This is a genomic window from Saccharothrix stipae, from assembly GCF_054781895.1.
Window position 1 is genome coordinate 74,229 of the sequence record NZ_BAAGTN010000007.1, and the last position, 19,706, is coordinate 93,934.

Annotated in this window: 19 protein-coding genes; 11 read left to right on the top strand and 8 right to left on the bottom strand. The window is 72.7% G+C overall.

The features are described from left to right. Positions 1–23 precede the first annotated feature (23 nt). Positions 24–1,238 carry a PP2C family protein-serine/threonine phosphatase gene (locus ACYVLT_RS13150; protein ID WP_461120434.1) on the bottom strand — a complete coding sequence of 405 codons (1,215 nt, stop codon included), beginning with the start codon at positions 1,236–1,238 and terminating at the stop codon, positions 24–26. A 134-nt stretch (positions 1,239–1,372) separates the two neighbouring features. Further along, positions 1,373–2,278: an oxidoreductase gene (locus ACYVLT_RS13155; RefSeq protein WP_461120435.1), complete on the bottom strand. Its 906-nt coding sequence runs from the start codon at positions 2,276–2,278 to the stop codon at positions 1,373–1,375. Positions 2,279–2,373: 95 nt separating this feature from the next. On the opposite strand from ACYVLT_RS13155, the gene ACYVLT_RS13160 reads away from it, so the two are divergent. Together ACYVLT_RS13160 and ACYVLT_RS13165 are read left to right on the top strand one after the other, a co-directional pair. Then, complete coding sequence (locus tag ACYVLT_RS13160; RefSeq protein WP_461120436.1) at positions 2,374–3,024, top strand: DNA-binding response regulator; 651 nt, start codon at positions 2,374–2,376, stop codon at positions 3,022–3,024. 146 nt (positions 3,025–3,170) lie between these two features. Beyond that, complete coding sequence (locus ACYVLT_RS13165; protein WP_461121116.1) at positions 3,171–3,929, top strand: ANTAR domain-containing protein; 759 nt, start codon at positions 3,171–3,173, stop codon at positions 3,927–3,929. A 35-nt stretch (positions 3,930–3,964) separates the two neighbouring features. On the opposite strand, the gene ACYVLT_RS13170 is transcribed toward ACYVLT_RS13165, so the two are convergent. Next, a complete protein-coding gene (locus ACYVLT_RS13170; RefSeq protein ID WP_461120437.1) occupies positions 3,965–4,678 on the bottom strand; it encodes a GAF and ANTAR domain-containing protein in 714 nt (237 codons plus the stop codon). A gap of 210 nt (positions 4,679–4,888) precedes the next feature. Further along, positions 4,889–6,571, bottom strand: coding sequence for a serine/threonine-protein kinase (locus tag ACYVLT_RS13175; protein WP_461120438.1), 1,683 nt, complete (start codon positions 6,569–6,571; stop codon positions 4,889–4,891). 106 nt (positions 6,572–6,677) lie between these two features. On the opposite strand from ACYVLT_RS13175, the gene ACYVLT_RS13180 reads away from it, so the two are divergent. The 3 genes from ACYVLT_RS13180 to ACYVLT_RS13190 all read left to right on the top strand — a co-directional run bounded on the left by ACYVLT_RS13180 (position 6,678) and on the right by ACYVLT_RS13190 (position 9,161). Then, positions 6,678–7,610: a hypothetical protein gene (locus ACYVLT_RS13180; protein WP_461120439.1), complete on the top strand. Its 933-nt coding sequence runs from the start codon at positions 6,678–6,680 to the stop codon at positions 7,608–7,610. 112 nt (positions 7,611–7,722) lie between these two features. Then, on the top strand, positions 7,723–8,310 hold the full coding sequence (locus ACYVLT_RS13185) for a DUF7010 family protein (protein ID WP_461120440.1): 588 nt from the start codon (positions 7,723–7,725) through the stop codon (positions 8,308–8,310). Positions 8,311–8,462: 152 nt separating this feature from the next. Further along, positions 8,463–9,161, top strand: a complete 699-nt coding sequence (locus ACYVLT_RS13190) for a hypothetical protein (RefSeq protein ID WP_461120441.1) — start codon at positions 8,463–8,465, stop codon at positions 9,159–9,161. Here the strand turns inward: ACYVLT_RS13190 and ACYVLT_RS13195 are convergent. Further along, positions 9,158–10,168, bottom strand: coding sequence for a LacI family DNA-binding transcriptional regulator (locus ACYVLT_RS13195; RefSeq protein WP_461120442.1), 1,011 nt, complete (start codon positions 10,166–10,168; stop codon positions 9,158–9,160). The genes ACYVLT_RS13190 and ACYVLT_RS13195 overlap by 4 nt on opposite strands. 161 nt (positions 10,169–10,329) lie before the next feature. Here ACYVLT_RS13195 and ACYVLT_RS13200 point away from each other — a divergent pair, with 161 nt between their 5' ends. The 6 genes from ACYVLT_RS13200 to ACYVLT_RS13225 all read left to right on the top strand — a co-directional run bounded on the left by ACYVLT_RS13200 (position 10,330) and on the right by ACYVLT_RS13225 (position 17,297). Beyond that, complete coding sequence (locus ACYVLT_RS13200) at positions 10,330–11,568, top strand: sugar ABC transporter substrate-binding protein (RefSeq protein WP_461120443.1); 1,239 nt, start codon at positions 10,330–10,332, stop codon at positions 11,566–11,568. Positions 11,569–11,581: 13 nt separating this feature from the next. Continuing rightward, entirely contained in the window at positions 11,582–12,460 is an 879-nt protein-coding gene (locus ACYVLT_RS13205; RefSeq protein WP_461120444.1) for a carbohydrate ABC transporter permease, read from the top strand. Positions 12,461–12,507: 47 nt separating this feature from the next. Next, positions 12,508–13,269 (top strand): carbohydrate ABC transporter permease, encoded by a 762-nt coding sequence (locus tag ACYVLT_RS13210; protein ID WP_461121117.1) that lies wholly within the window; start codon positions 12,508–12,510, stop codon positions 13,267–13,269. Positions 13,270–13,280: 11 nt separating this feature from the next. Further along, positions 13,281–14,999, top strand: coding sequence for an amylo-alpha-1,6-glucosidase (locus ACYVLT_RS13215; protein WP_461120445.1), 1,719 nt, complete (start codon positions 13,281–13,283; stop codon positions 14,997–14,999). Between the two features lie 219 nt (positions 15,000–15,218). Then, a complete protein-coding gene (locus ACYVLT_RS13220; RefSeq protein ID WP_461120446.1) occupies positions 15,219–16,829 on the top strand; it encodes a S8 family serine peptidase in 1,611 nt (536 codons plus the stop codon). Positions 16,830–16,949: 120 nt separating this feature from the next. Further along, entirely contained in the window at positions 16,950–17,297 is a 348-nt protein-coding gene (locus ACYVLT_RS13225) for a helix-turn-helix domain-containing protein (protein ID WP_461120447.1), read from the top strand. A gap of 6 nt (positions 17,298–17,303) precedes the next feature. On the opposite strand, the gene ACYVLT_RS13230 is transcribed toward ACYVLT_RS13225, so the two are convergent. The 3 genes from ACYVLT_RS13230 to ACYVLT_RS13240 form a co-directional block, all read right to left on the bottom strand. Next, complete coding sequence (locus ACYVLT_RS13230) at positions 17,304–17,894, bottom strand: ClpP family protease (protein WP_461120448.1); 591 nt, start codon at positions 17,892–17,894, stop codon at positions 17,304–17,306. Then, entirely contained in the window at positions 17,891–18,517 is a 627-nt protein-coding gene (locus ACYVLT_RS13235; protein ID WP_461120449.1) for a ClpP family protease, read from the bottom strand. Before ACYVLT_RS13235 ends, ACYVLT_RS13230 begins: the two co-directional genes overlap by 4 nt. Positions 18,518–18,645: 128 nt before the next feature. Further along, a complete protein-coding gene (locus ACYVLT_RS13240; RefSeq protein ID WP_461120450.1) occupies positions 18,646–19,683 on the bottom strand; it encodes a family 2 encapsulin nanocompartment cargo protein polyprenyl transferase in 1,038 nt (345 codons plus the stop codon). Positions 19,684–19,706: the final 23 nt, after the last annotated feature.

Here is a 19,706-nt window from a genome sequence, read left to right on the forward strand (position 1 = left end):
CACCGGGCCGGGCGGGTGTCGCCTCAGCCCGACCCGGTGTCGAGGGCTGGCGAGGCGGTGTCCGTGTCGGCGCCGTTGTCGGCCCGGCGTTCGGTGCGGCCGGTTCCGTGCCAGTCCAGGCAGAGCACGGTGGCGTCGTCCCGCAGGTGATCGCGGCAGGCTTGCCGCACGGCCCTGGTCACCGCCCGCACCACCTCCCTGGCGTGCAGCCCGTCGGTGGCTCGGAGCAGCGCGGGCAGGTCCGCGCGGGCGGCGTCCCGTTCGACCATGCCGTCGGTGAGCAGCACCAGCCGGTCGCCGGGTGCCAGGTTCAGCCGTTGCACCCGGTACGCGTACGGGTTGACGCCGAAGAGCAGGTCGATCTCCAGGTCGATCGGCGCCACCACGCCGTCGCGCAGCAGCAGCGGTGCGGGGTGACCGGCGTTGACCAGCTCGACCCCTCCTTCGCCGAGGTCCACGCGCAGCAGCAGCCCGGTCGCCAGGGATCCCCCGCCGTGGTCGAGCAGCGCCTGGTTGGCCTGCCGCGCCTGCTCGGCCAGGTCTCCGCCGGCCCGGCGTGCCCGGCGCAGCGCACCGACCAGCAGGGTCGCGGTCAGCGCCGAGGCCACGTCGTGGCCGACGGCGTCGGTCATCGACAGGTGCAGGGTGTCTCGGTCCAGGGTGTAGTCGTAGGTGTCGCCGCCGATGTCGTCGGCGGGCACCAGGGCGCCGGCGACGGTGAACTGGGCGGCTTCGCAGCAGGACGCCGTGGGCAGCAGCTGGTGCTGGATCTCCGCGGCCAGGCTCATCGTGGTGGTGCGCCGGCCGGCGTGGTAGAGGTCGGTGAAGCGGCGGTCGGTGACGATGACGTAGGCCAGCGCGTGGGCGGCCTCGGACAGCTGCGCCAGCATCTCCTCGTCCAGGGAGGGCACGGTCACCTCCAGCACGCCGACGCAGTCGCCGCGGTTGGTCACCGGCAGCACCACGCGCACCCCGTCGCCGTCCCGCGCCCGCCACGGCCGCTGGGTGCGCAGCACCTCTTCGTAGGCGCTGTCGCGCAGGTCGACGCCCTCCGCACCGACCCCGCCGAGGTCCCGCGTGGTCGAGGTCAGCCGCACCAGCCGTTCGTCGACGAGGTCGACCAGCAGGAACGACACGTCGAACGCCTCGAACCGCTTCGCCAGGTCGCGCGCGACGACCTCGATGGACTCCACCGGCGGCGCCGTCTCGGCCGCCGACAACACGTCATACGGGCGCAACCCGCCACCATCCACGGCAACCTCCGGCCAGCCGGGTTCCACCCAACCACATGATTCACACCTGCACGGCCCACCGTTGGGGGAGTCGTGGCCCGGACGGCACGGGGTTGCTCCGGTGACGGCACCCGGTCGGCTCACACGATCGCGTCGAGGCGGGACATGTCCTCGTCGGTCAGCCGAAGCCCGGCCGCCGCCACGTTCTCCTCCAGGTGCGCCGGATCGCCGGTGCCGGGGATGGCGAGGACGTTCGGGCCCTTGTGCAGCGTCCAGGCGAGGCGGACCTGGGCGGCGGTGGCGCCGTGCGCCTTCGCGACCTGTGCGATCACGTCCCTGCCGGTCTCGTCGGCCGGTCCGAACGGCGACGCGCCGGGGATGCCCGCGCCGATGGCGAAGAACGGGACGAACGCGACGCCGTTGGCCGCGCACAGCTCGATGAGCGCGTCGTCCTCCCGCCGCGTGACGAGTCCGTACTGGTTCTGGACGCACACCACCGGTGCGATCGCGAGGGCCTCTCGCAGGTGCTCGACGCCCACGTTCGAGATGCCGAGGTGCCGGATGAGACCCTCCTGCCGGAGCTCGGCGAGCGCCTGGAAGCGGTCCGCTATCGAGCCTTCGCCACGGTCGAGGTTCCGGCCGATGCGGAGGTTGACGACGTCGAGGTGGTCGAGGCCGAGCTGGCGGATGTTCTCCTCGACCTGGCCGCGCAGCCCTGCCTTGTCGTCCGCGTGGACCCAGTCGCCGGACGGGTCGCGGCCGGGGCCGACCTTGGTGGTGATGACCAGGTCCTCCGGGTACGGCGCGAGGGCGGTGTTGATCAGCTCGTTGGCGGAGCGCAGCGCGGAGAAGTAGAAGGCGGCGGTGTCGATGTGGTTGACACCCAGTCGGACGGCTCCGCGGAGGACCTCGACGGCCCGCGCGCGGTCGCTGGGCCCACCGTCGGCGTTGCTCATCAGCCGCATGGCCCCGAAGCCGAGGCGGTTGACCGTGCGGTCGCCCAGCTCCCAGGTGCCGGCGGCCGTCGCGTCGATCGTTGTGCTCATGATCCCAGCTTGGGTTCTTCGGGTACCGACCGCCGGGGATGGCAACTTCCTGCCGACGTCGGCGATGGGGTTGCGCCGTGGGCACACTTGGTGGCATGAGCCTCGACCACGTGCCCGTCCTCCACGGTGACGAGGAGCTGTACCGCCGGACGGCCCACCTGTTCGCGACGGCGAGCGAGGTCACGTGCGCCGCGCGGGACCTGAACACGTGGGCGGCGACGCGGCCGCGCCCCCGTGACGACCGACTGGTGCCGACGCCGAGGCCGACGCCGACGCTGCGCAAGCTGTACCGGCCGGAGGTGTTGTTGCACCCGTCGATGGCGCAGCACGTGCGTGCGGCCTCGGCGCGGGGCGCGGCCGTGCGGATCACGCGGGACGACATCAACGAGACGATCATCATCGACCGCCGCTTCGCGATCCTCGCGGGTGACGTGGTGGACGGCCGCCGGGGCTACGGCGTCGTGACGGAGCCGACGGTGGTGCAGAACGTGGCGTCCCTGTTCGACGCCGCCTGGCGCTCGGCGACCGACCTGGCGGTGTACGACGCCCAGCACACGGAGCTGTTCACGCTGGTGCCGCAGGTGCTGGAGCTGCTGGCGTCGGGCTGCAAGGACGAGACGGCGGCCCGCGCGCTCGGCCTGGGCGTGCGGACCTACCGGCGGCGGGTCGCGGAACTGATGACGGCCCTGGGCGCCGAGTCCCGCTTCCAGGCCGGCGCGAGAGCCCGTGACCTCGGCCTGATCTGACCCCGCCTCCCGATCACCTCGCCGACCGCCCGGGGGCAAGTGTGACGACGGTTCGAAGGGGGCACATTCGTGGGTGACCACGGCGCTGCCGGCGGCCGGACCGCAGGAGCACGAGGGTGGTGGACCAACGGAGGAGGCGGGTGGCGATGGGCGGCGGGCGGCGGGGTGTGGTGGGGGACGAGGTCGCCGATGTGCTGGTCCGGCGGCTGGACGACGTCACCGGTGCGTTGGAGGGGCTGTGCGAGGCGCTGGACCGGGAGGAGGAACTGCCGGTCATCCTCGACCGGATCTGCAGACAGGTGGCGCGCGCCATCCCCGGCACCGAGATGGTGAGCGTGACGCTGCTGTCCGACGACGGTCCCGTGACCGGCGCGGCGACCCGGCCGGAGGCGCGGGAGTTGGACGTCGCGCAGTACCGCGCGGACGAAGGGCCGTGCCTGCAAGCCGCGCGGACCGGTGAGGTGGTGCACGCGACGGCGGTCCAACTGCCGGACCGGTGGCCGGCCTTCGCCGCGCGGGCCGCGGGGTTCGGCGTCGACGGTTTCCTGTCGGTGCCGTTGTGCGTCGACGAGGACACCCCCGGCTCGCTCAACCTCTACAGCGGGCGGGCGGACGGTTTCCGCGCGCTCGACGCGGCCCTGCTGGAGCTGTACACCACCGCCGCCGAGGCGGCGTTGCGCAACGCCCGCCGCTACCTGCGCGCGCGTCAGCAGGCCGTTCACCTGCGCCGCGCGTTGACCTCACGGGCCGTCATCGAACAGGCCAAGGGCATCGTGATGGCCGTGCACCGGGTGGGCGCCGACGAGGCGTTCGCGATGCTGGTCGACCGGTCGCAGCGGGAGAACGTCAAGCTCCGCGACTTCGCGGAGCGCTTCGTCGACGACGTCCTCGCTGCCGACGGCTGACGGTCCTGGCCCCTGACCGCGCTCACGTCGGCCGGTCACTCCGCGAGTCGGTCCAGTGGGATGCGGCGCGCCAGCACGTCACTCGCGACGTCGACCACCGAGCGGCTCGTGGCGAAGGCGTGCGCCCGCAGCCTCGCGAACGCGTCCTCCAGGTCGACCCGCAGCTGCGCGGCGAGCATCCCGGTGGCCATGTTGACGTCCTGGTAGGAGATGGCCCGGTGCCGTTCGTCCTCACCCACCAGTTCGGTGTGCCGGAGCAGCGCGAGCGTGATCACGTCGGCCAGCACCAGCGCGTCGGCCACCGCGTCGGGCGACAGGCCGCCCGGACGGCGCCGGTAGAGGTCCAAGGTGCCCAGCCGGATGCCTCCGGCCCGCAACGGGAACGCGAGCACCGCCGCCACGCCCGCCGCCGTGCCCGCTTCCGCGAACCCCGGCCAGCGCACCTGGTCGACCCGCACGTCCGCGATGAGCACCGGGCCGCCGGTGGCGAACGCCTCCACCGCGGGCCCCTCACCGAGGGTGTACTGGATCTCCTCCAGCCCGGACGCCCACGGGTCGCTGGCCCCGAGCACCTCCTCCGCCCGCGACGCGCTGCGCAACGTCAACGCCGCGCCCTCGACACCGGCCACGACGCCGACGCACACCGCGCACACCGCACGCGCCCAGTCGGCGCGGCCCGGTTCGCACTCCGCGATCATCCGCGCCAGCAGGTCTCGACGCCGCCCGTCCACATCCGTCCCCGTCGTCACCGGTGAGGTGCACCGCCGGCGGTGCACCCCCAGCCCGACGAGGCCGCGGCACCACCTGCGGTCGGTCCGCCCGCGCGGACCACCTCCGCCGGTGCGGACTCCCAGGACGAACCTAACCCCGCGACCCCGACCTCCGCACGCGCGCTGCGGCACGCCATACCCGGGGACCGGCCGCGCGCCAGTGCCGCCCGACCCGGTCGTGCCGAGGGGTCACTTGCCGCGCGGGTAGGTCTTCTGGACCTGGCCCTGCAGGTTCGCCTGGAGGAACGCGCCACCGTAGCCGTCGATCACGTACACCTTCAGCGACGGGGTCTTCTCGATGATGTCGCTGTCGACGATCATGTACCGCAGGGTCGGTTGCGGGACGCCCAGTTCCTTGTTCGCCCGCTCGAACAGCGCGGGCAGGGCGTCCCAGTTCACCTCGTTCAGGTCGATCACGGGGCGGTCGGCGTCGACCCCGTCCGGGCCCTTCCTGGTCGCCTTGCCGCCCTTGTACTCGAACTCGTCGAAGCCGTGCGCGACCGCCGCCGTCGGGGCGACTGCCGTCGCGTGGTCCGGCCACAGCGTCAGTTCGGACACCTTGGTCCCACCGATCACCTCGCCGAGGGCGCCGACCGCCTTGCGCGCGCCGGCGGGCGTGAGCAGGTCGTCCTTCACCGCGTCGGCCGCCGTGGTCGTCGGGCCGTTGGGCAGACCGACGTTCGACTGGGTGGTCACGGGGGTGGTCGACGACGAGCCCGCACGGGAGTCGCGCGGGTCGTCCGGGCGGGTCAGGTGGACCACCAGCAGGGTCACCGCGACGATCAGCACCACCCCGAGCAGGGAGAGCACCACCGCACCCGTCCGCTTGCGCGGCACGGGCAGCGGGGTGGGGTAGGACTGCGGGTAGCCGGGCGGACGCGGCCCGCCGACCGGTGTCGGCGTCGGTCCGGACGGCCAGTGCGACTGGGGCTGAGGACCGCTCGGCGGCCCCTGGACGGCGAACCCCGCGGGGGTGGGAGGTCCCTGGACGGCGAACCCCGCCGGGGTCGGAGGTCCCAGGAGCGGGGACGAGTCGCGCTCGGCCGCGGCGAACATCTGGTCCAGCACCTCGCCGGTCGGCCGGTCGGCTGGGTCGTTGCGCAGGGCGGCGTTGAGCGCGGGTGCGAGGGCGCCCGCGCGCCGCGGCGGCGGGACCGGCTCGGTCATCACCGCGGCCAGGGTCGCCATCGTGCTCGCGCGGCGCATCGGGTGGTAGCCCTCGACGGCCACGTACAGCAGCATCGCCAGCGACCAGAAGTCCGACGCGGTGTGCGTCTCGTCGCCGCGCAGCCGTTCCGGGGCGATGTACTCCGGGGACCCGATGACGTCGCCGGTCGCGGTGAGCTGGGTCGAGCCCTGGAGGGCGGCGATGCCGAAGTCGGTGAGCACGGCGCTGCCGTCGGTGCGCAGCAGGACGTTGCCCGGCTTGACGTCGCGGTGCATCACGCCCGCGGAGTGGGCCGAGCGCAGTGCCGCGAGCACGTCCCGCCCGATGCCCGCCGCCTCGACCGGGCTGAGCACACCCTCGTTCAGCCGCGCGTCCAGCGACGTGCCGCGGACCAGTTCCATGACGATCCACGGGTACGGCGAGTCGGCCGACTCGATGATTTGGTAGATCGACACGACGTTCGGGTGCTGCAACCGGGCGAGCGCGCGGGACTCGCGCAGCACGCGCTCCCGCAGCTGGGCGGCCATCGCGGAGTTGCCGTCGATCTGGTCGGCGTCGGCCGGGCGGACCTCCTTGATGGCCACCTCGCGGTGCAGCCCCAGGTCGAGGGCACGCCAGACCGTCCCCATCCCACCGCTGCCCAGCCTCTCCAGCAGCTCGAACCGGCCGTCGAGGATCCGCCCGGTGTGCTCTCGCTCAGACACCGCGTCACGCTAGCAACCGGCCACTCGGGGGCGAAGAACCGGCGGTACCCGGAACGGATGGCGGTCGGCTCCCGTCGTAAGCGGCGACCAGGAGCGGGGAGGCCGCATGACGTATCCGCAGCAGCCGTTCGGCGGGCACGACCCGTCCGGTCGATTCCCGCGACCGACACCGCCTCCGGGGTACCAGGGTCCGCCGAGGCGGAGCACCGGGGTGATCATCGCGGTGGTCGTGCTGGTGCTGGGTGGGATCGGGTTGACCGGGTTCGTCGCGCCCGGCTTCTTCCTCGGGGACGGCGGCACGGGTGGCAGCAGCACGACCCCGCCGCCCAGGACGTCCTCCTCCGTGCCGCCGGGCGCCGACCCGGAGCGGCTCGTGGACGCGGTGGTCGAGGCCCTGGGCTCGCAGGACACCGACTTCCTCAAGGGTGTCGCCTGTTCGGAGGCCGGGTCCGCGGTGCACAAGGTCATCGACGACGTCGCGCCGTTCCGCGGGGCCGAACCCGTGGGCAACCCGAAGACGTCCACCGACGCGGCCGTGGGGACCTTCGAGGTGGCCACCGCGTGGAAGAGGGAGAAGTTCGAGGTCGAGGTCGTCCGGGACGGCGACACCTGGTGCTGGCACAACATCGCCCGCGCCGACGTCGGCAAGACCAGCGCCGCCCCGACCGGCTCGACCACCGCCGCCCCGACCCCGCCCGGCACGCCGACCGCGGGCGGGAAACCGGTCGACCCCGCCGGGTTGGAGACCCTGCGGGCCTTCGTGGACAACGTCAACGCGGGCGACGCGGCCGAGGCCAAGGCGCAGCTCTGCGCGGACGCCATCAAGCAGCCGCGGCACGTCGACGAGCTGATCGGGTACGAGCCCGACCTCGCGATCGACTCGACGAAGGACGGCATCACCTCCGGACCGGGGTCCTTCCAGCTCTACCTCCGGGGCACCGCCAAGGGGCAGGAGGTCGACGGGAACTCCGGGAGCGTGTGGGTGACCAACCTCGACGGGCCGTGGTGCGTGCACGCGTTCTCCGTCGTCGTCATCTGACGACGACGGAGAGGCGCGCGGCCCGCCGTACGTCCGGGCGCTGACCCCGACCGTGCCGGGTCGTTCGCCGCCGTGTAGGCAGTTGTCGGGCAATCGCGGTCGAGGGGGCGTCATGAGCGACGAGCAGTTCACCAAGGGTCACGTGATCACGCTGATGATCACGTCGTTGATCGGCGTCGGGTTCGGTGCCGGGTGGTGGTTCTCCGGCGTGGCCTCGGTGACGGGCGGCGCGGCCGTGCTGACGGTCGTCGGTGTCGCGATCGCCCTGGGCCTGACCGGCTGGGTGTTCCGCCTCGGCCGCTCCGGTGGCGGGCTGCCCCCTGGTGGCGGCCGGTCCGACAGCCCGTTCGGCAAGGGGTACGGCATCGCGGTGCTGCTGATGGTGGTCGGGATCTTCGCGGGCGCGCGGGTGCTGGCGGCCCTCGACCTCCCGCAGGCGACCCCCGCCTGGGTGTTGTTCGTCGTCGGCGCGCACTTCGCGCCGTTCGCGAAGCTCTTCGGCTCCGACCGGTACCTGCTGCTGGCCGCCCTGCTCTGCGGGACGGCCGTGCTCGCGGTGGTGCTCGGCGCGCTCGGGGCGGAGTGGTCGTGGCGGCTGGTGCCCGGCTTCGGCGGCGCGGCGGTGCTGTGGGGGACGGTCGTGGCCGGTCTGAGGGACGGGCAGAGGTTGGTGGCACGGGCGGCCGCGCACGCCGGTTAGGCGATCGCGCGGCAGCTGGGCCCGGGTGAGCCGAGCCGGTGGGATCGTCCGGGCTGTCGACCGGCCGGGGGCTGATCTTCGCGTTGCTCATGTGGGAGGCTCGGGGGGGAAACCGCCGAAGTGGTGTCGGCGGTCGGGAAGGACCTCCACCCATGTTCTCTTGGCCGCGTGTTGTTCCGGTGCTGCTCCTGGCGCTCGCCTCCACGGGTGTGGCGCTACCGGCCCGGGCGGAGTCGTCGCACCACGTGGTGTCCATCGCTCGGGCGCGGACCTTGCCGTTGGACGCGGTGGTCACGGTCGAGGGCACGGCCACGACGCCGTCGGGTGCGTTCGAGTCCAGCTTCTTCGACCGGGGCTTCGCGATCCAGGACCGGAGCGGGGGGATCTACGTCAGCGTCGCGGTCGACCTGGGCGTCGCACCGCGCGATCGGGTGCGGGTGACCGGCACGCTGCGCAGCAGCGCCGGGTTGCTCATCCTCGTCCCCGCCGACCCGGGCGCGGTCCGCGTGCGCGGCAGGGGTTCCGCGGTCCGGCCGAGGCCGCTCGCCACCGGTGCCGTCGGCGAGGCCACCGAAGGGCTGCTGGTGCGCGTGGCCGCCACGATCACCCGCGCCCCGGAGTCCGACCTGCCCTACGGCCACAAGTTCTACGTCGACGACGGCTCCGGCGAGCTCACCATCTTCGTCAACACCCAGACCGGCATCGACCTCACCGGCCTCGCCGCGGGGCAGACCGTCCGCGTGACCGGCTTCAGCAGCCAGTACGACACCCACTACGAGATCGACCCGAGGTTCCCGGCCGACATCACCGTCACGTCGTCGGGAGGGAACCGGCCGCGCGCAAGCGCCTAGCGGCGGCGGGCCCCGGTGCTCGACCGCAACGAGATGGGCGGTTCGAGCAGGGCGTTGCGTGGTGCCGCGGCCGGGTCGGCGATCTGCTCGACCAGCAGGTCCACCGCCAGGCGGGCCATCTCCTCGGCGGGCACGTCGGCCGCGGTCAGCTGGGGGTGGAAGCCCTCCGCGAGGCGGCTCGCGATGACGCCGGTGATCGAGAGGTCGCGCGGCACGTCGAGGCCTGCCCGGTGCAGGGCCTGCTGGAGGCCGGGGAGCGCGGCCTCGTTGATCGTCACCACCGCGGTCACCTCGGGCCAGCGGCCCCGGATGTCCTCGAAGCACGCCAACCCGGCCGCCGGTTCGTCGGCGCAGCACACGGTGCGGGCGGTCAGCCCACGCGCGCCCGCCGCCTCCAGGAAGCCGGCCGACGACCGCAGGGCGGGTCCGTAGCCCGCGGCCACCAGCTCGTCGGACCGGTTGACCAGCACCACGTCCTGGTGGCCGAGGTCGGCGAGGTGGTGCACGCAACGCCGGATCAGCGCCGCGTAGTCCACGTCGACCCACCACGACGCGCCGGGGTGCTCGACGTGGCCGATGGTCACGAACGGCAGCCCGGCCTGCTCCAGGCGCGCCACCCGCGGGTCGTCCAGCAGGATCTCCATCAGGATCACGCCGTCGACCCGGCGACCGGTGACGATCCGCTCGAACGACCGGTCGTGGTCGCCGCCGCTGGGCGACAGCAGCACGTCGAGGTCGTGCGTGGCGGCGACCTCCACGACGCTGGCCACGAAGCCGAGCTGCGCGTCGGTGAGCCGGCTGCTGGCGGGCGGTATCACCAGGCTCAACGTGCGGGTCCGCCCCTCGGCGAGCGCCCGCGCGCTGGCGTTGGGCCGGAAGCCCAGCTCGTCGATGACCTCGTTGATCCGCCGGGCGGTCGCCGTGGACACCGGCCGCTTCCCGCTCAGCGCGTAGGACACCGTGCTGCGCGACACGCCCGCGCGCTTGGCGATCTCCCCGATGTTCATGCGCACTCCGTTCAACCGGTTCGACTGGTGTCGATGATAGGCCACCGAGGTATTGCACGGGTTCGTGCGGGCCGTTAGGTTGACCGGATCTCCCACTGGTCGAACCGGTTCGACCCGAGGTCTGACGGGTCGCCGACGCCGCCGCCAGGAAGGACCACCCCATGAGCCCCTCACCGATCACCCAGCGGTTCGCCGTCGCCCTGGTCGCGGCGGGATTGACCCTGTCCGCCTGCTCCTCGTCCACCGGCGGCTCCGGCGACACCGGCGCGGGCGGCACGTTCGCCGTCTGGGACCCGTACCCGCAGTTCGACGGCTCCTCGCAGTGGGTGAAGGTGATCGAGGACTGCGGCGCGAAGGCCGGCGTCAAGGTCGAGCGCCAGGCCTACGACACGTCGGACCTGACCAACAAGGTGCTGCTCGCCGCCCAGCAGGGCGTCGCCCCCAACGTGCTGGTGGTGGACAACCCCGTGGTGTCCACGCTCGCCGAGGCGGGCGTGCTCAAGCCCAACCAGGACACCGGCCTGGACGCCTCCCAGGCGTCACCGAACCTCATGGCGGCGGCCGAGTCGGACGGGAAGACCTACGGCGTGCCGATCGGGGCGAACACGCTGGCGCTCTACTACAACAAGGCGGTCCTGACGGCGGCCGGCGTCGACCCGGCCTCGATCAAGGACTGGGCCTCGCTGGACGCGGCGCTGACGAAGGTCGTCGCGGCGGGCAAGAAGGGCATCACGTTCTCCGCGATCGGCACCGAGGAGGGCACGTTCCAGTTCCTGCCGTGGTTCTGGGGCGCGGGCGCGCAGCTCACCGACCTGTCCTCGGCGCAGGCCGTGGCCGCGGTGGAGCTGTGGAAGTCCTGGGTGGACAAGGGGCACGCGCCGAACTCGGTCATCGGCAACACCCAGACCACCAGCTGGCAGGAGTTCGCCACCGGCGAGTACGCCTTCGCCGAGAACGGCACCTGGCAGCTGGGCAAGGCCGGGTTCGAGTACGGCGTCATCCCGATCCCGTCGCGCACCGGCGGTGTCGCGCCCGCCCCGACCGGCGGCGAGTTCGTCACCGTGCCGATCCAGGACGACACGGGCGCGGAAGCGACCGCGGCGAAGATCGCCAACTGCCTCACCGGCCCGGACACCGTGCTGGCCACCGACACGGCCTTGACCTACGTCTCCGCCGTCGCGTCGGTGCAGGAGCAGCAGGTCTCCGCCAACCCGGAGCTGGGGGTGTGGGTGGAGGCGGTGAAGTCGGCCAAGGGCCGCACCGGCGACAACCTCGGCACCCGCTACCCGAGGATCTCCCAGCCGCTGTGGAGCGCGGTGCAGGCGGCGCTCACCGGGTCGAAGGCGCCGGCGGACGCGTTGAAGGACGCCCAAACCGCCGCGGCCGCGGCGACGAAGTAGGGCGCGCGACCGGATGCGCAAGCACCTCGTCGGCTGGGCGTTCCTGAGCCCGGTCGTGGCCTACCTGCTGCTCTGCTACGCCTATCCGCTGGTGACGACCATCGACCTGAGCATCCGCGACTACACGGTCCGGTCGTTCGTGCGCGGTGGCGCCCCGCTGACCGGACTGGCGAACTACCTGACCGTGTTCGCCGATCCCACCTTCCGGACCGCGCTGCTCAACACGGTGCTCTTCACGGTCGTGTCGCTGGTGTTCCAGTACGGCATCGGGCTCGCGATGGCGGTGTTCTTCTCCCGGAGCTTCCGGCTGTCGGCGACCCTGCGGGCGCTGTTCCTCGTGCCGTGGCTGCTGCCGCTGATCGTGTCGGCCTCGACGTGGGCGTGGCTGCTCAACAGCGAGGCCGGCGTGGTCAACGCGGTCCTCGGCTTCGTCGGCGTCGACGGCGTGCACTGGCTGACGTCGCCGGACTGGTCGCTGGTGTCGGTGACCATCGCCAACATCTGGATCGGCATCCCGTTCAACCTCGTCGTGCTCTACAGCGGCCTGCGCAACATCCCGGCCGCGGTGTACGAGGCGTCCGCGCTGGACGGCGCGAACTCGTGGCAGTCGTTCCGGCACATCACCTTCCCCCTGCTGCGGGCGGTCTCGACGGTCACGCTGCTGCTGGGCCTGGTCTACACGCTCAAGGTGTTCGACATCATCTGGATCATGACCCGCGGCGGGCCGAGCGGGTCGTCCACCACCCTGGCCACCTGGTCCTACGAGCTCGGCTTCGGCAACGCGCTGCCCCGCTTCGGGCCGAGCGCCGCGGTGGGCAACGTGCTCATCCTGATCGCCCTGGTGGCGGGTCTGGTGTACGTGCGCGTGCAGCGCGAGCAGGAGGCGTCGTGACGCGCTCGTGGTGGCGGACCGCGGTGGGCCTGCTGCTCACCGCCGTGATGCTGTTCCCCGTCTACTGGATGGTCAACGTCTCGCTCACCCCGGCGAGCCGGATGCGCAAGTCGCCGCCGGACCTGTTCCCCGTGACGCCGACGTTCGACGGGTACGCGCGGGTGCTCGACGAGCAGCTGCCTTACTTCGGCACCAGCCTCCTCGTCGGGGTGGGCACCGTCGTGCTGACGTTGGCGCTGGCCGCGCCCGCCGCGTACTCGCTGGCGAAGCTGCGCCCGCGCGGTCGCGGGACGCTGCTGTTCGTGCTGCTGGTCGCGCAGATGATCCCCGGCATCGTGATGGCGCTCGGGCTCTACGGGATGTTCGTGCGCCTGGGCATCACCAACACGGTGTGGGGACTGGTCCTCGCCGACTCCACGATCGCCGTGCCGTTCGCCGTGCTGGTCCTCACCTCGTTCCTGTCGGCCGTGCCCGACGAGGTCGTGCAGGCGGCGCGGATCGATGGCGCGGGCGCGTTCCGCGTGTTCTGGTCCGTCGTGCTGCCCGCCGGCCGCAACGGGCTCGTCACCGCCGGGCTGTTCGCGTTCCTGTGGGCGTGGTCGGACTTCCTGTTCGCCACCACCCTGGACAGCGGCGGCGCGCTGAAACCGCTGACGCTCGGCATCTACCGCTACATCGGCAACAACAACCAGGAGTGGAACGCGATCATGGCCACGGCCGTCGTCGCGTCCGTACCCGCCACCGTGCTGCTCGTGCTGGCCCAGCGCTTCGTCGCCGCGGGCGTCACGGCGGGCGCCGTCAAGAACTGAAGGGGAAGCCTGTGGACGACTTCTCGGTGCGGGAGATCCCGTTCAGCCACCCGGGGGCGTGGTTCGGGATCTCCCCGGTCACCGCGCTCGCCACGTACGCCGACGACCTGCACCTGGTGTCGCACCGCAACGGGATGCACGCGGTGCTGTCGTTGGTACCCCTGGCCGCCGCCGGTCCGGTCGACGTGACGGCCGATCCGGCGGTGTTGACGTGGACGGCGGTGCGGGGGAGGGCCGAAGCGGCCTTCGAGTCACCCTCCGCGTTGCGGGTCACCGGTCACGGCCTGGGCATGCGCATCGCCGCCGCGGACCGGACTCTGACGCCGTTCACCGGGACCTACTTCTTCCACGACCAGGTCACCTCGTCGTACGTCTTCACGTCCTACGAGACCGGGCACCGCTACCGCCTGACCGTCCTTTCGGGACAGTTCGACGTGGTGGGCGCGAGCGCGCTGGGCACGGCGGACCGGGCGGTGCTGATCGGCGAGGACGGCGGTGCGTGGGAACTCGTGCTGGAGGAGTTGACCACGGCACGCGCGGCGTTCTCCTCCGACGCGACGTTCACCGAGGTGGTGGCGGCGGCCCGGCGGTCCTTCGAGCGGTTCACCGACGCGGTCGCGCCCTGGCGCGGTGACCGCACGCCGGCCGCCGAACTGGCCTGCTACGTGCTGTGGTCGGCCACCGTGGCGCCGGCCGGGTTCGTCAAGCGACCGGCGGTGCTGATGTCCAAGCACTGGATGGACAAGGTGTGGAGCTGGGACCACTGCTTCAACGCGCTGGCGCTGGCGGCCGGAGCGCCGGAGCTGGCCTGGGACCAGGTGCAGGTGGTGTTCGACCACCAGACCGAGGAGGGCGCCCTGCCCGACTCGATCACCCACGCCGAGGTGCTGCACAACTTCGTCAAGCCGCCGATCCACGGCTGGGCGGTGAGCCGGCTGCGCGAGCGCCTGCCCGGCGGTCTGCCGGCCGCGGAGCTGCCGCGCCTGTACCGGCAGCTGGCCGCGTGGACGACGTTCTGGCTCGACCACCGCCGCGTCCCGGGGGAACCCTTCCCGCACTACGAGCACGGCAACGACAGCGGCTGGGACAACTCCACCGTGTTCCGCGAGCAGGGGCTCGTGCAGACCGCCGACCTCGCCGCGTTCCTCGTCGTGCAGATGCGGGAACTGGCCCGGCTGGCGGAGGAGATCGGCGACCCGGCCGCCGCGACGCGCTGGACGCGGGAAGCCGACACCATGCTCACCGAGGTGCTCGACCGGCTCTGGAACGGCACCAGGTTCACCAGCCGCCAGCTCGACGGCACACCCCGCACCACGGCGAGCCTGCTCGACCTCGTGCCCGTCGTCCTCGGCGCCGAGCTGCCCGCCGACGTGCACGCCGAGGTCGCCGCCGCCGTGGCCGCCCACCTGACCCCGGTCGGTCTGGCCACCGAGCTGCCCGACTCGCCGTGGTACGAAGCCGACGGCTACTGGCGCGGTCCGGTGTGGGCGCCGTCGACCGTGCTGATCGAGGACGGCCTGCGGCGGGGAGGGGCGGTGGCGCTCGCCGACGAGGTCAGCGCGAGCTTCCGCGCCGTGTGCGAGAAGTCCGGCTTCGCCGAGAACTTCGACGCGCTCACCGGCCAGGGCTTGCGCGACCGCGCCTACACCTGGACCGCGAGCGCCTACCTGGTGCTGGCCGGGGACGCGGAGCGCCGACTGCTGGACGGCCCGCGCGCCGGAGGTGGGTGACGCCGCCCGACGGTCGGCCGAACGGCGTATTCGATCACTGACGCTGGACAACGACGCCCAAGTGCGCTGAAGTGGAAGGCACTGGGGGCATCACTGGGGGCTGTCCACGAAGCTTTCTCCGTGCATCGCCGATGCACGGGGGATTTCGCGCGCGTCAGCGCGAGTCCTCGACCGTGCCGCAAACCCTCGCCGACAGTCATGTGACGAAGGGGTGTTTCCGTGCGGAAGAAACCGTTGTCGTTATTGGCCGCCGTGCTCATGGTGGGCGCGGGAGCCGCGGCGCTGCCGGGTCCCGCCGCCGCCGCGGCGGGACCGGGTGCCGTGATCGAGGTGAAGCTGTCGGCCGGGGCCGACGTCGCCGCCGTGCGGCAGGTGTTGGGCGACCGTGAGATCGCCAGGACGACGCCGCTGTTCGCGCGACTCGACCACCGACTGGCGACGCTGCGGCCGATGGGCGCCCAGTCGTCGCCGGGGCTGGCGCGGTGGCACCGCGTCCAGCTCACCCCGGGCGTGGACGCCGAGGCCGCGGCGCGGAAGCTGACCGCGCTGCCCGGCGTCGAGATCGCCTACCAGCGGACGGAGGGCAGCGACCCGGTCACACCGGACTTCTCCGGGCAGCAGGGCTACTCGGACCCGGCGAGCAGCAGCGGCATCGACGCCGACTACGCGCGCACCGTCACCGGCGGCAAGGGCGCCAACGTCAAGGTCGTCGACCTGGAGCGGAACTGGAACCCCCAGCACGAGGACCTGTCCAAGCTGCGGTTGCCCGGTGCGCTCATCCCCAACCACACGCCGAACTTCACCCCGAGCAGCATCGAGCACGGCACGGCCGTCACCGGTGTGGTCGGCGCCGACGACAACGGGTTCGGCGTGACCGGCCTGGTCCCCGAGGCGGGCCTGCACTACACCAACGTGGTCAACGCGGAGTACGGCTACGACCTGGCCAACGCGCTGCTGACGGCGGCTGCGGGCGTGGACGTCGGGGACGTGCTCATCATCGAGCAGCAGGTCGTCCACTGCGGCAACCACGCGCCGATGGAGGTGTGGGACTCGGTGTACGACGCGATCGTCACCGTGGTGCAGTCCGGGCGGCACGTCGTGGAGGCCGGCGGCAACGGCAACCAGAACCTCGACGACCCGTGCTTCGGCGCCCGGTTCCCGGCCGACAAGGCCGACTCCGGCGCGATCATCGTGGGCGCCGGCTCCGCGCCGGGCTGCACCGGCACGCCGCGGACCAAGCTGAGCTTCTCCAACTACGGCAGCCGGGTCGACCTGCAGGGCTGGGGGGAGTGCGTCACCACCACCGGCTACGGCGCCCTGTACGGGACGGGGGCGAACGACAAGTACACCGGGGGCTTCAACGGCACGTCGAGCGCGTCGCCGATCGTCGCGTCCGCGCTGGCGTCACTGCTCAGCGTGGCCGAGGCGAACGGCCAGACGCTGTCCCCGGCGCAGGCCCGCGAGATCCTGATCGCCACCGGCACCCCGCAGAGCGGCAGCCAGGAGATCGGCCCGCTGCCGAACCTGCGGACCGCGATCGACAACTACCTGGCCGGAGCCGAGTTCCCGGAACGGGTCGCCAACCCGGGCGCGCGGTACGCGATCCGGGGCCAGGCGGCGAGCCTGGCGATCCAGGCGTGGGACGGCAACGACGACGCGCTGACCTACTCGGCCACCGGCCTGCCTCCCGGCCTCGGCATCGCGGCGAGCACGGGCGTTATCTCGGGTACCCCGACCACCTCCGGCACCTACACCGTCACCGCGTTCGCCACCGACGGTGCGGGCTCGCCCGGGCAGACCACGTTCACCTGGACGGTCTCCAACCAGTGACCGGGGGCGCGGCCGCCCGCCGACCGCGCACGCGGGAGGTGGGCGGCCGCGCCGCGGAACTTGTTTCGCCGGGAGTGGAACCGTCGCCCTGGGATCCTCCACATGGGCGAGGATGGCGGTATGGCGGACATTTCCTCCTTGCCCGAGAAGCGCGCCCGCACGCCGGAACGCGCGCCGGAGCCGTTGTGGCGGGTGGTGCTGGGCCGGAGCCTGCGCGCGGCCAGGGAGGAGCGGGGTAGCCGGTTGGTCGACGTCGCGGAGCGGGCGGGCGTCTCGCCGCAGTACCTGTCGGAGATCGAACGCGGTCGCAAGGAGCCCTCCAGCGAGATGATCGCCGCGGTCACCGGTGCGCTCGGTGTCGACCTGGCCGACCTGCTCGCCGGGATCGCCGGCGACGTCCGGCACCTGCGCGGCGCGGGTCCCGCGGTCGGGCGCGGCACCGCGGGACCCGTGCTCATGGCCGCCTGAGAGGTCTCAGGCCCGGTGTTCGAGGACGTGGTCCGCGAGCCCGTAGCCGACGGCGCTCGCCGCGTCGAACACGCGGTCCCGGTCGGTGTCGTGCCGCAGCTGTGCGACCGCGCGACCGGTGTGCAGCGAGAGGATCTCCTCCAGCTGCGTGCGCACGCGCACGACCTCGTCGGCCTGGAGGATGAGGTCGGGGATGGTGCCGCGGCCCTGCGCCGCGGGCTGGTGCAGCACCACCCTGGTGTGCGGCAGCACGAAGCGGTGCCCGGCTCGGCCGGCGGCCAGCAGCACCGCGCCGGCCGCGACCGCCTGCCCGACGCACGTCGTCGCCACCGGCGCCTTGATGTAGCGCATGGTGTCGTACAGCGCGAGCATCGCGGACGGGTCGCCGCCCTCGCTGTTGATGTACAGGTTGATCTCGCGGTCCGGGCTGTCCGCCTCCAGGTGCAGCAGCTGGGCGATCAGCGCGTTGGCCACCCCGGAGTCGATCGCGGTGCCCAGGTAGACGATCCGCTCGGACAGCAGGTGCGAGTAGACGTCCATGATCCGCTCGCCGCTGGTGCTGCGGGTGATGACGTTGGGGATGGTGTAGGTGCTCATGCGCGGGCTCCCGTCGGCGAGCCGAGCCCCAGTTCGTGGGTGCGCACGGGCACGACCTGGTCGAGGCTGTCGACGACGTGGTCGATGAAGCCGTACTCGCGTGCCTGCTCGGTGGTGAACCAGCGGTCGTGCAGGGAGTCGGTGAAGATCCGGTCGACCGGCTGGCCGGTGTCCTGCGCGATGATCCCGAGCACGGTGTCGCGGGTGTGGCGCAGGTCGTCCGCCTGCACCTGCACCTCGACCGCCGATCCGCCGATCCCCGCCGAGCCCTGGTGCATCAGGATGCGGGCGTGGGGCAGGGCGAAGCGCTTGCCCGGCGTGCCCGCGGACAGCAGGAACTGCCCCGCGCTGCACGCCAGCCCCAGCGCGAGCGTGGCCACGTCGCACGGCACGAGCCGCATCACGTCGCGGATGGCCAGCATCGCGGGTACCGAGCCGCCCGGCGAGTGGATCCACAGCGCGACGTCCTTCGCCGGGTCCTCACCGGCCAGGGCGAGCAGCTGGGTGGCGAGCACCGTCCCGTTGTCGTCGTCGAGCACGCCGTCGAGGACCAGCACCCGTTGGCTGAGGAACCGTTCGCGGAGCCGGTGGTCGAACAGCGGCTGCTTCTGGTTGTCGGTCATGCGTCCGACAATGCCGACGCCCCGGTGCGGTTCGCCGGTCGTGCTGCTGTGAGCGGATCAGCTCTCGGCAGGGCGGGACGGGCGCGGGTCCCGAGCTCGGCGCGTCGGACGACGGCTACCGCGCGCGTTCAGCGGTCGCGGTGCACCATCGCTCGGGCGAGGTCGGCCAGTTCCGCCGCCGCACGCGGTGCGGGCTTGATCGAGTCGAGCCGGCGCAACGCCCGGGCGAGCAGCAGTTCCGCCTGCTGCTCGCTCCACGCGCGACCGCCCGCCTCCTCGACGAGACGGGCCGCGCGGGCCGGTTCGGCGGCCACCGCGTGCCCGTCCCCCTCGTACAGCGCGGCGAGTTCCCGTCCCGCCGGTGTGCCCGAGGTCAGCGCGGCGACCACGGGCAGGGACTTCTTCCGGGCGCGCAGGTCCCCGTGCACCGGCTTGCCGGTCACCGCCGCGTCGCCCCAGATCCCCAGCAGGTCGTCGACGTGCTGGAACGCCACCCCCAGGCACAGGCCGAAGTCCCGCAGGCCCGCCACCTCGGCAGGCCCGGCGCCGGCGAACATTGCGCCGAGGGCACCGGCGCAGGCCAGGAGGCCGCCCGTCTTGCGCTCCACCATCGCCACGCACTCGGCCGGCCCGATGTCGTGCCTGCCCTCGAACGCGAGATCGGCCTGTTCGCCCTCGACCAGGCCGAGCACCGTGGCGTTGAGCACGCGCACGCCGGCCAGGGCGCTCGGGTGCCCGCCGGCGGCGAGCACGTCGAAGGCCAGCGCCAGCATCGCGTCCCCGGTCAGGATGGCGTCCTGGATTCCGAAGACGTGCCACGCGGCCGGCCGGTGCCGTCGGGTCCGGTCCCCGTCGAGCACGTCGTCGTGCAGCAGCGTGAAGTTGTGCACCAGTTCCACCGCCGCGGCGGCCGGCACGGCGGAGGTCGCCGTGCCGCCGACGGCCTCGGCCGCCAGCTGGGCCAGCACCGGGCGGATGGCCTTGCCGCCGACCCCGTCGGTCGGGTTGCCGTGCTCGTCCCACCACCCCAGGTGGTAGCCGGCGACGTGCCGCACCGAGGCGGGCAACCCGTCGACGGCGGCACGCAGGGCCGGTTGCACCATGGCGCGACTCCACGCCACGACCTCGCGCACCGGTCGGGCTCGCGCGTCGGCTTCGGGTGGCACAACGCACCTCCGGTCGGTCGGTC

What these genes read in the sequence shown, in the direction of transcription:
- ACYVLT_RS13155 (WP_461120435.1), bottom strand. Translation starts at nt 2,278, where the DNA reads ATGAGCACAACGATCGACGCGACGGCCGCCGGCACCTGGGAGCTGGGC.
- ACYVLT_RS13160 (WP_461120436.1), top strand. Translation starts at nt 2,374, where the DNA reads ATGAGCCTCGACCACGTGCCCGTCCTCCACGGTGACGAGGAGCTGTAC.
- ACYVLT_RS13165 (WP_461121116.1), top strand. Translation starts at nt 3,171, where the DNA reads ATGGGCGGCGGGCGGCGGGGTGTGGTGGGGGACGAGGTCGCCGATGTG.
- ACYVLT_RS13180 (WP_461120439.1), top strand. Translation starts at nt 6,678, where the DNA reads ATGACGTATCCGCAGCAGCCGTTCGGCGGGCACGACCCGTCCGGTCGA.
- ACYVLT_RS13185 (WP_461120440.1), top strand. Translation starts at nt 7,723, where the DNA reads ATGAGCGACGAGCAGTTCACCAAGGGTCACGTGATCACGCTGATGATC.
- ACYVLT_RS13190 (WP_461120441.1), top strand. Translation starts at nt 8,463, where the DNA reads ATGTTCTCTTGGCCGCGTGTTGTTCCGGTGCTGCTCCTGGCGCTCGCC.
- ACYVLT_RS13195 (WP_461120442.1), bottom strand. Translation starts at nt 10,168, where the DNA reads ATGAACATCGGGGAGATCGCCAAGCGCGCGGGCGTGTCGCGCAGCACG.
- ACYVLT_RS13200 (WP_461120443.1), top strand. Translation starts at nt 10,330, where the DNA reads ATGAGCCCCTCACCGATCACCCAGCGGTTCGCCGTCGCCCTGGTCGCG.
- ACYVLT_RS13205 (WP_461120444.1), top strand. Translation starts at nt 11,582, where the DNA reads ATGCGCAAGCACCTCGTCGGCTGGGCGTTCCTGAGCCCGGTCGTGGCC.
- ACYVLT_RS13210 (WP_461121117.1), top strand. Translation starts at nt 12,508, where the DNA reads ATGCTGTTCCCCGTCTACTGGATGGTCAACGTCTCGCTCACCCCGGCG.
- ACYVLT_RS13225 (WP_461120447.1), top strand. Translation starts at nt 16,950, where the DNA reads ATGGCGGACATTTCCTCCTTGCCCGAGAAGCGCGCCCGCACGCCGGAA.
- ACYVLT_RS13230 (WP_461120448.1), bottom strand. Translation starts at nt 17,894, where the DNA reads ATGAGCACCTACACCATCCCCAACGTCATCACCCGCAGCACCAGCGGC.
- ACYVLT_RS13235 (WP_461120449.1), bottom strand. Translation starts at nt 18,517, where the DNA reads ATGACCGACAACCAGAAGCAGCCGCTGTTCGACCACCGGCTCCGCGAA.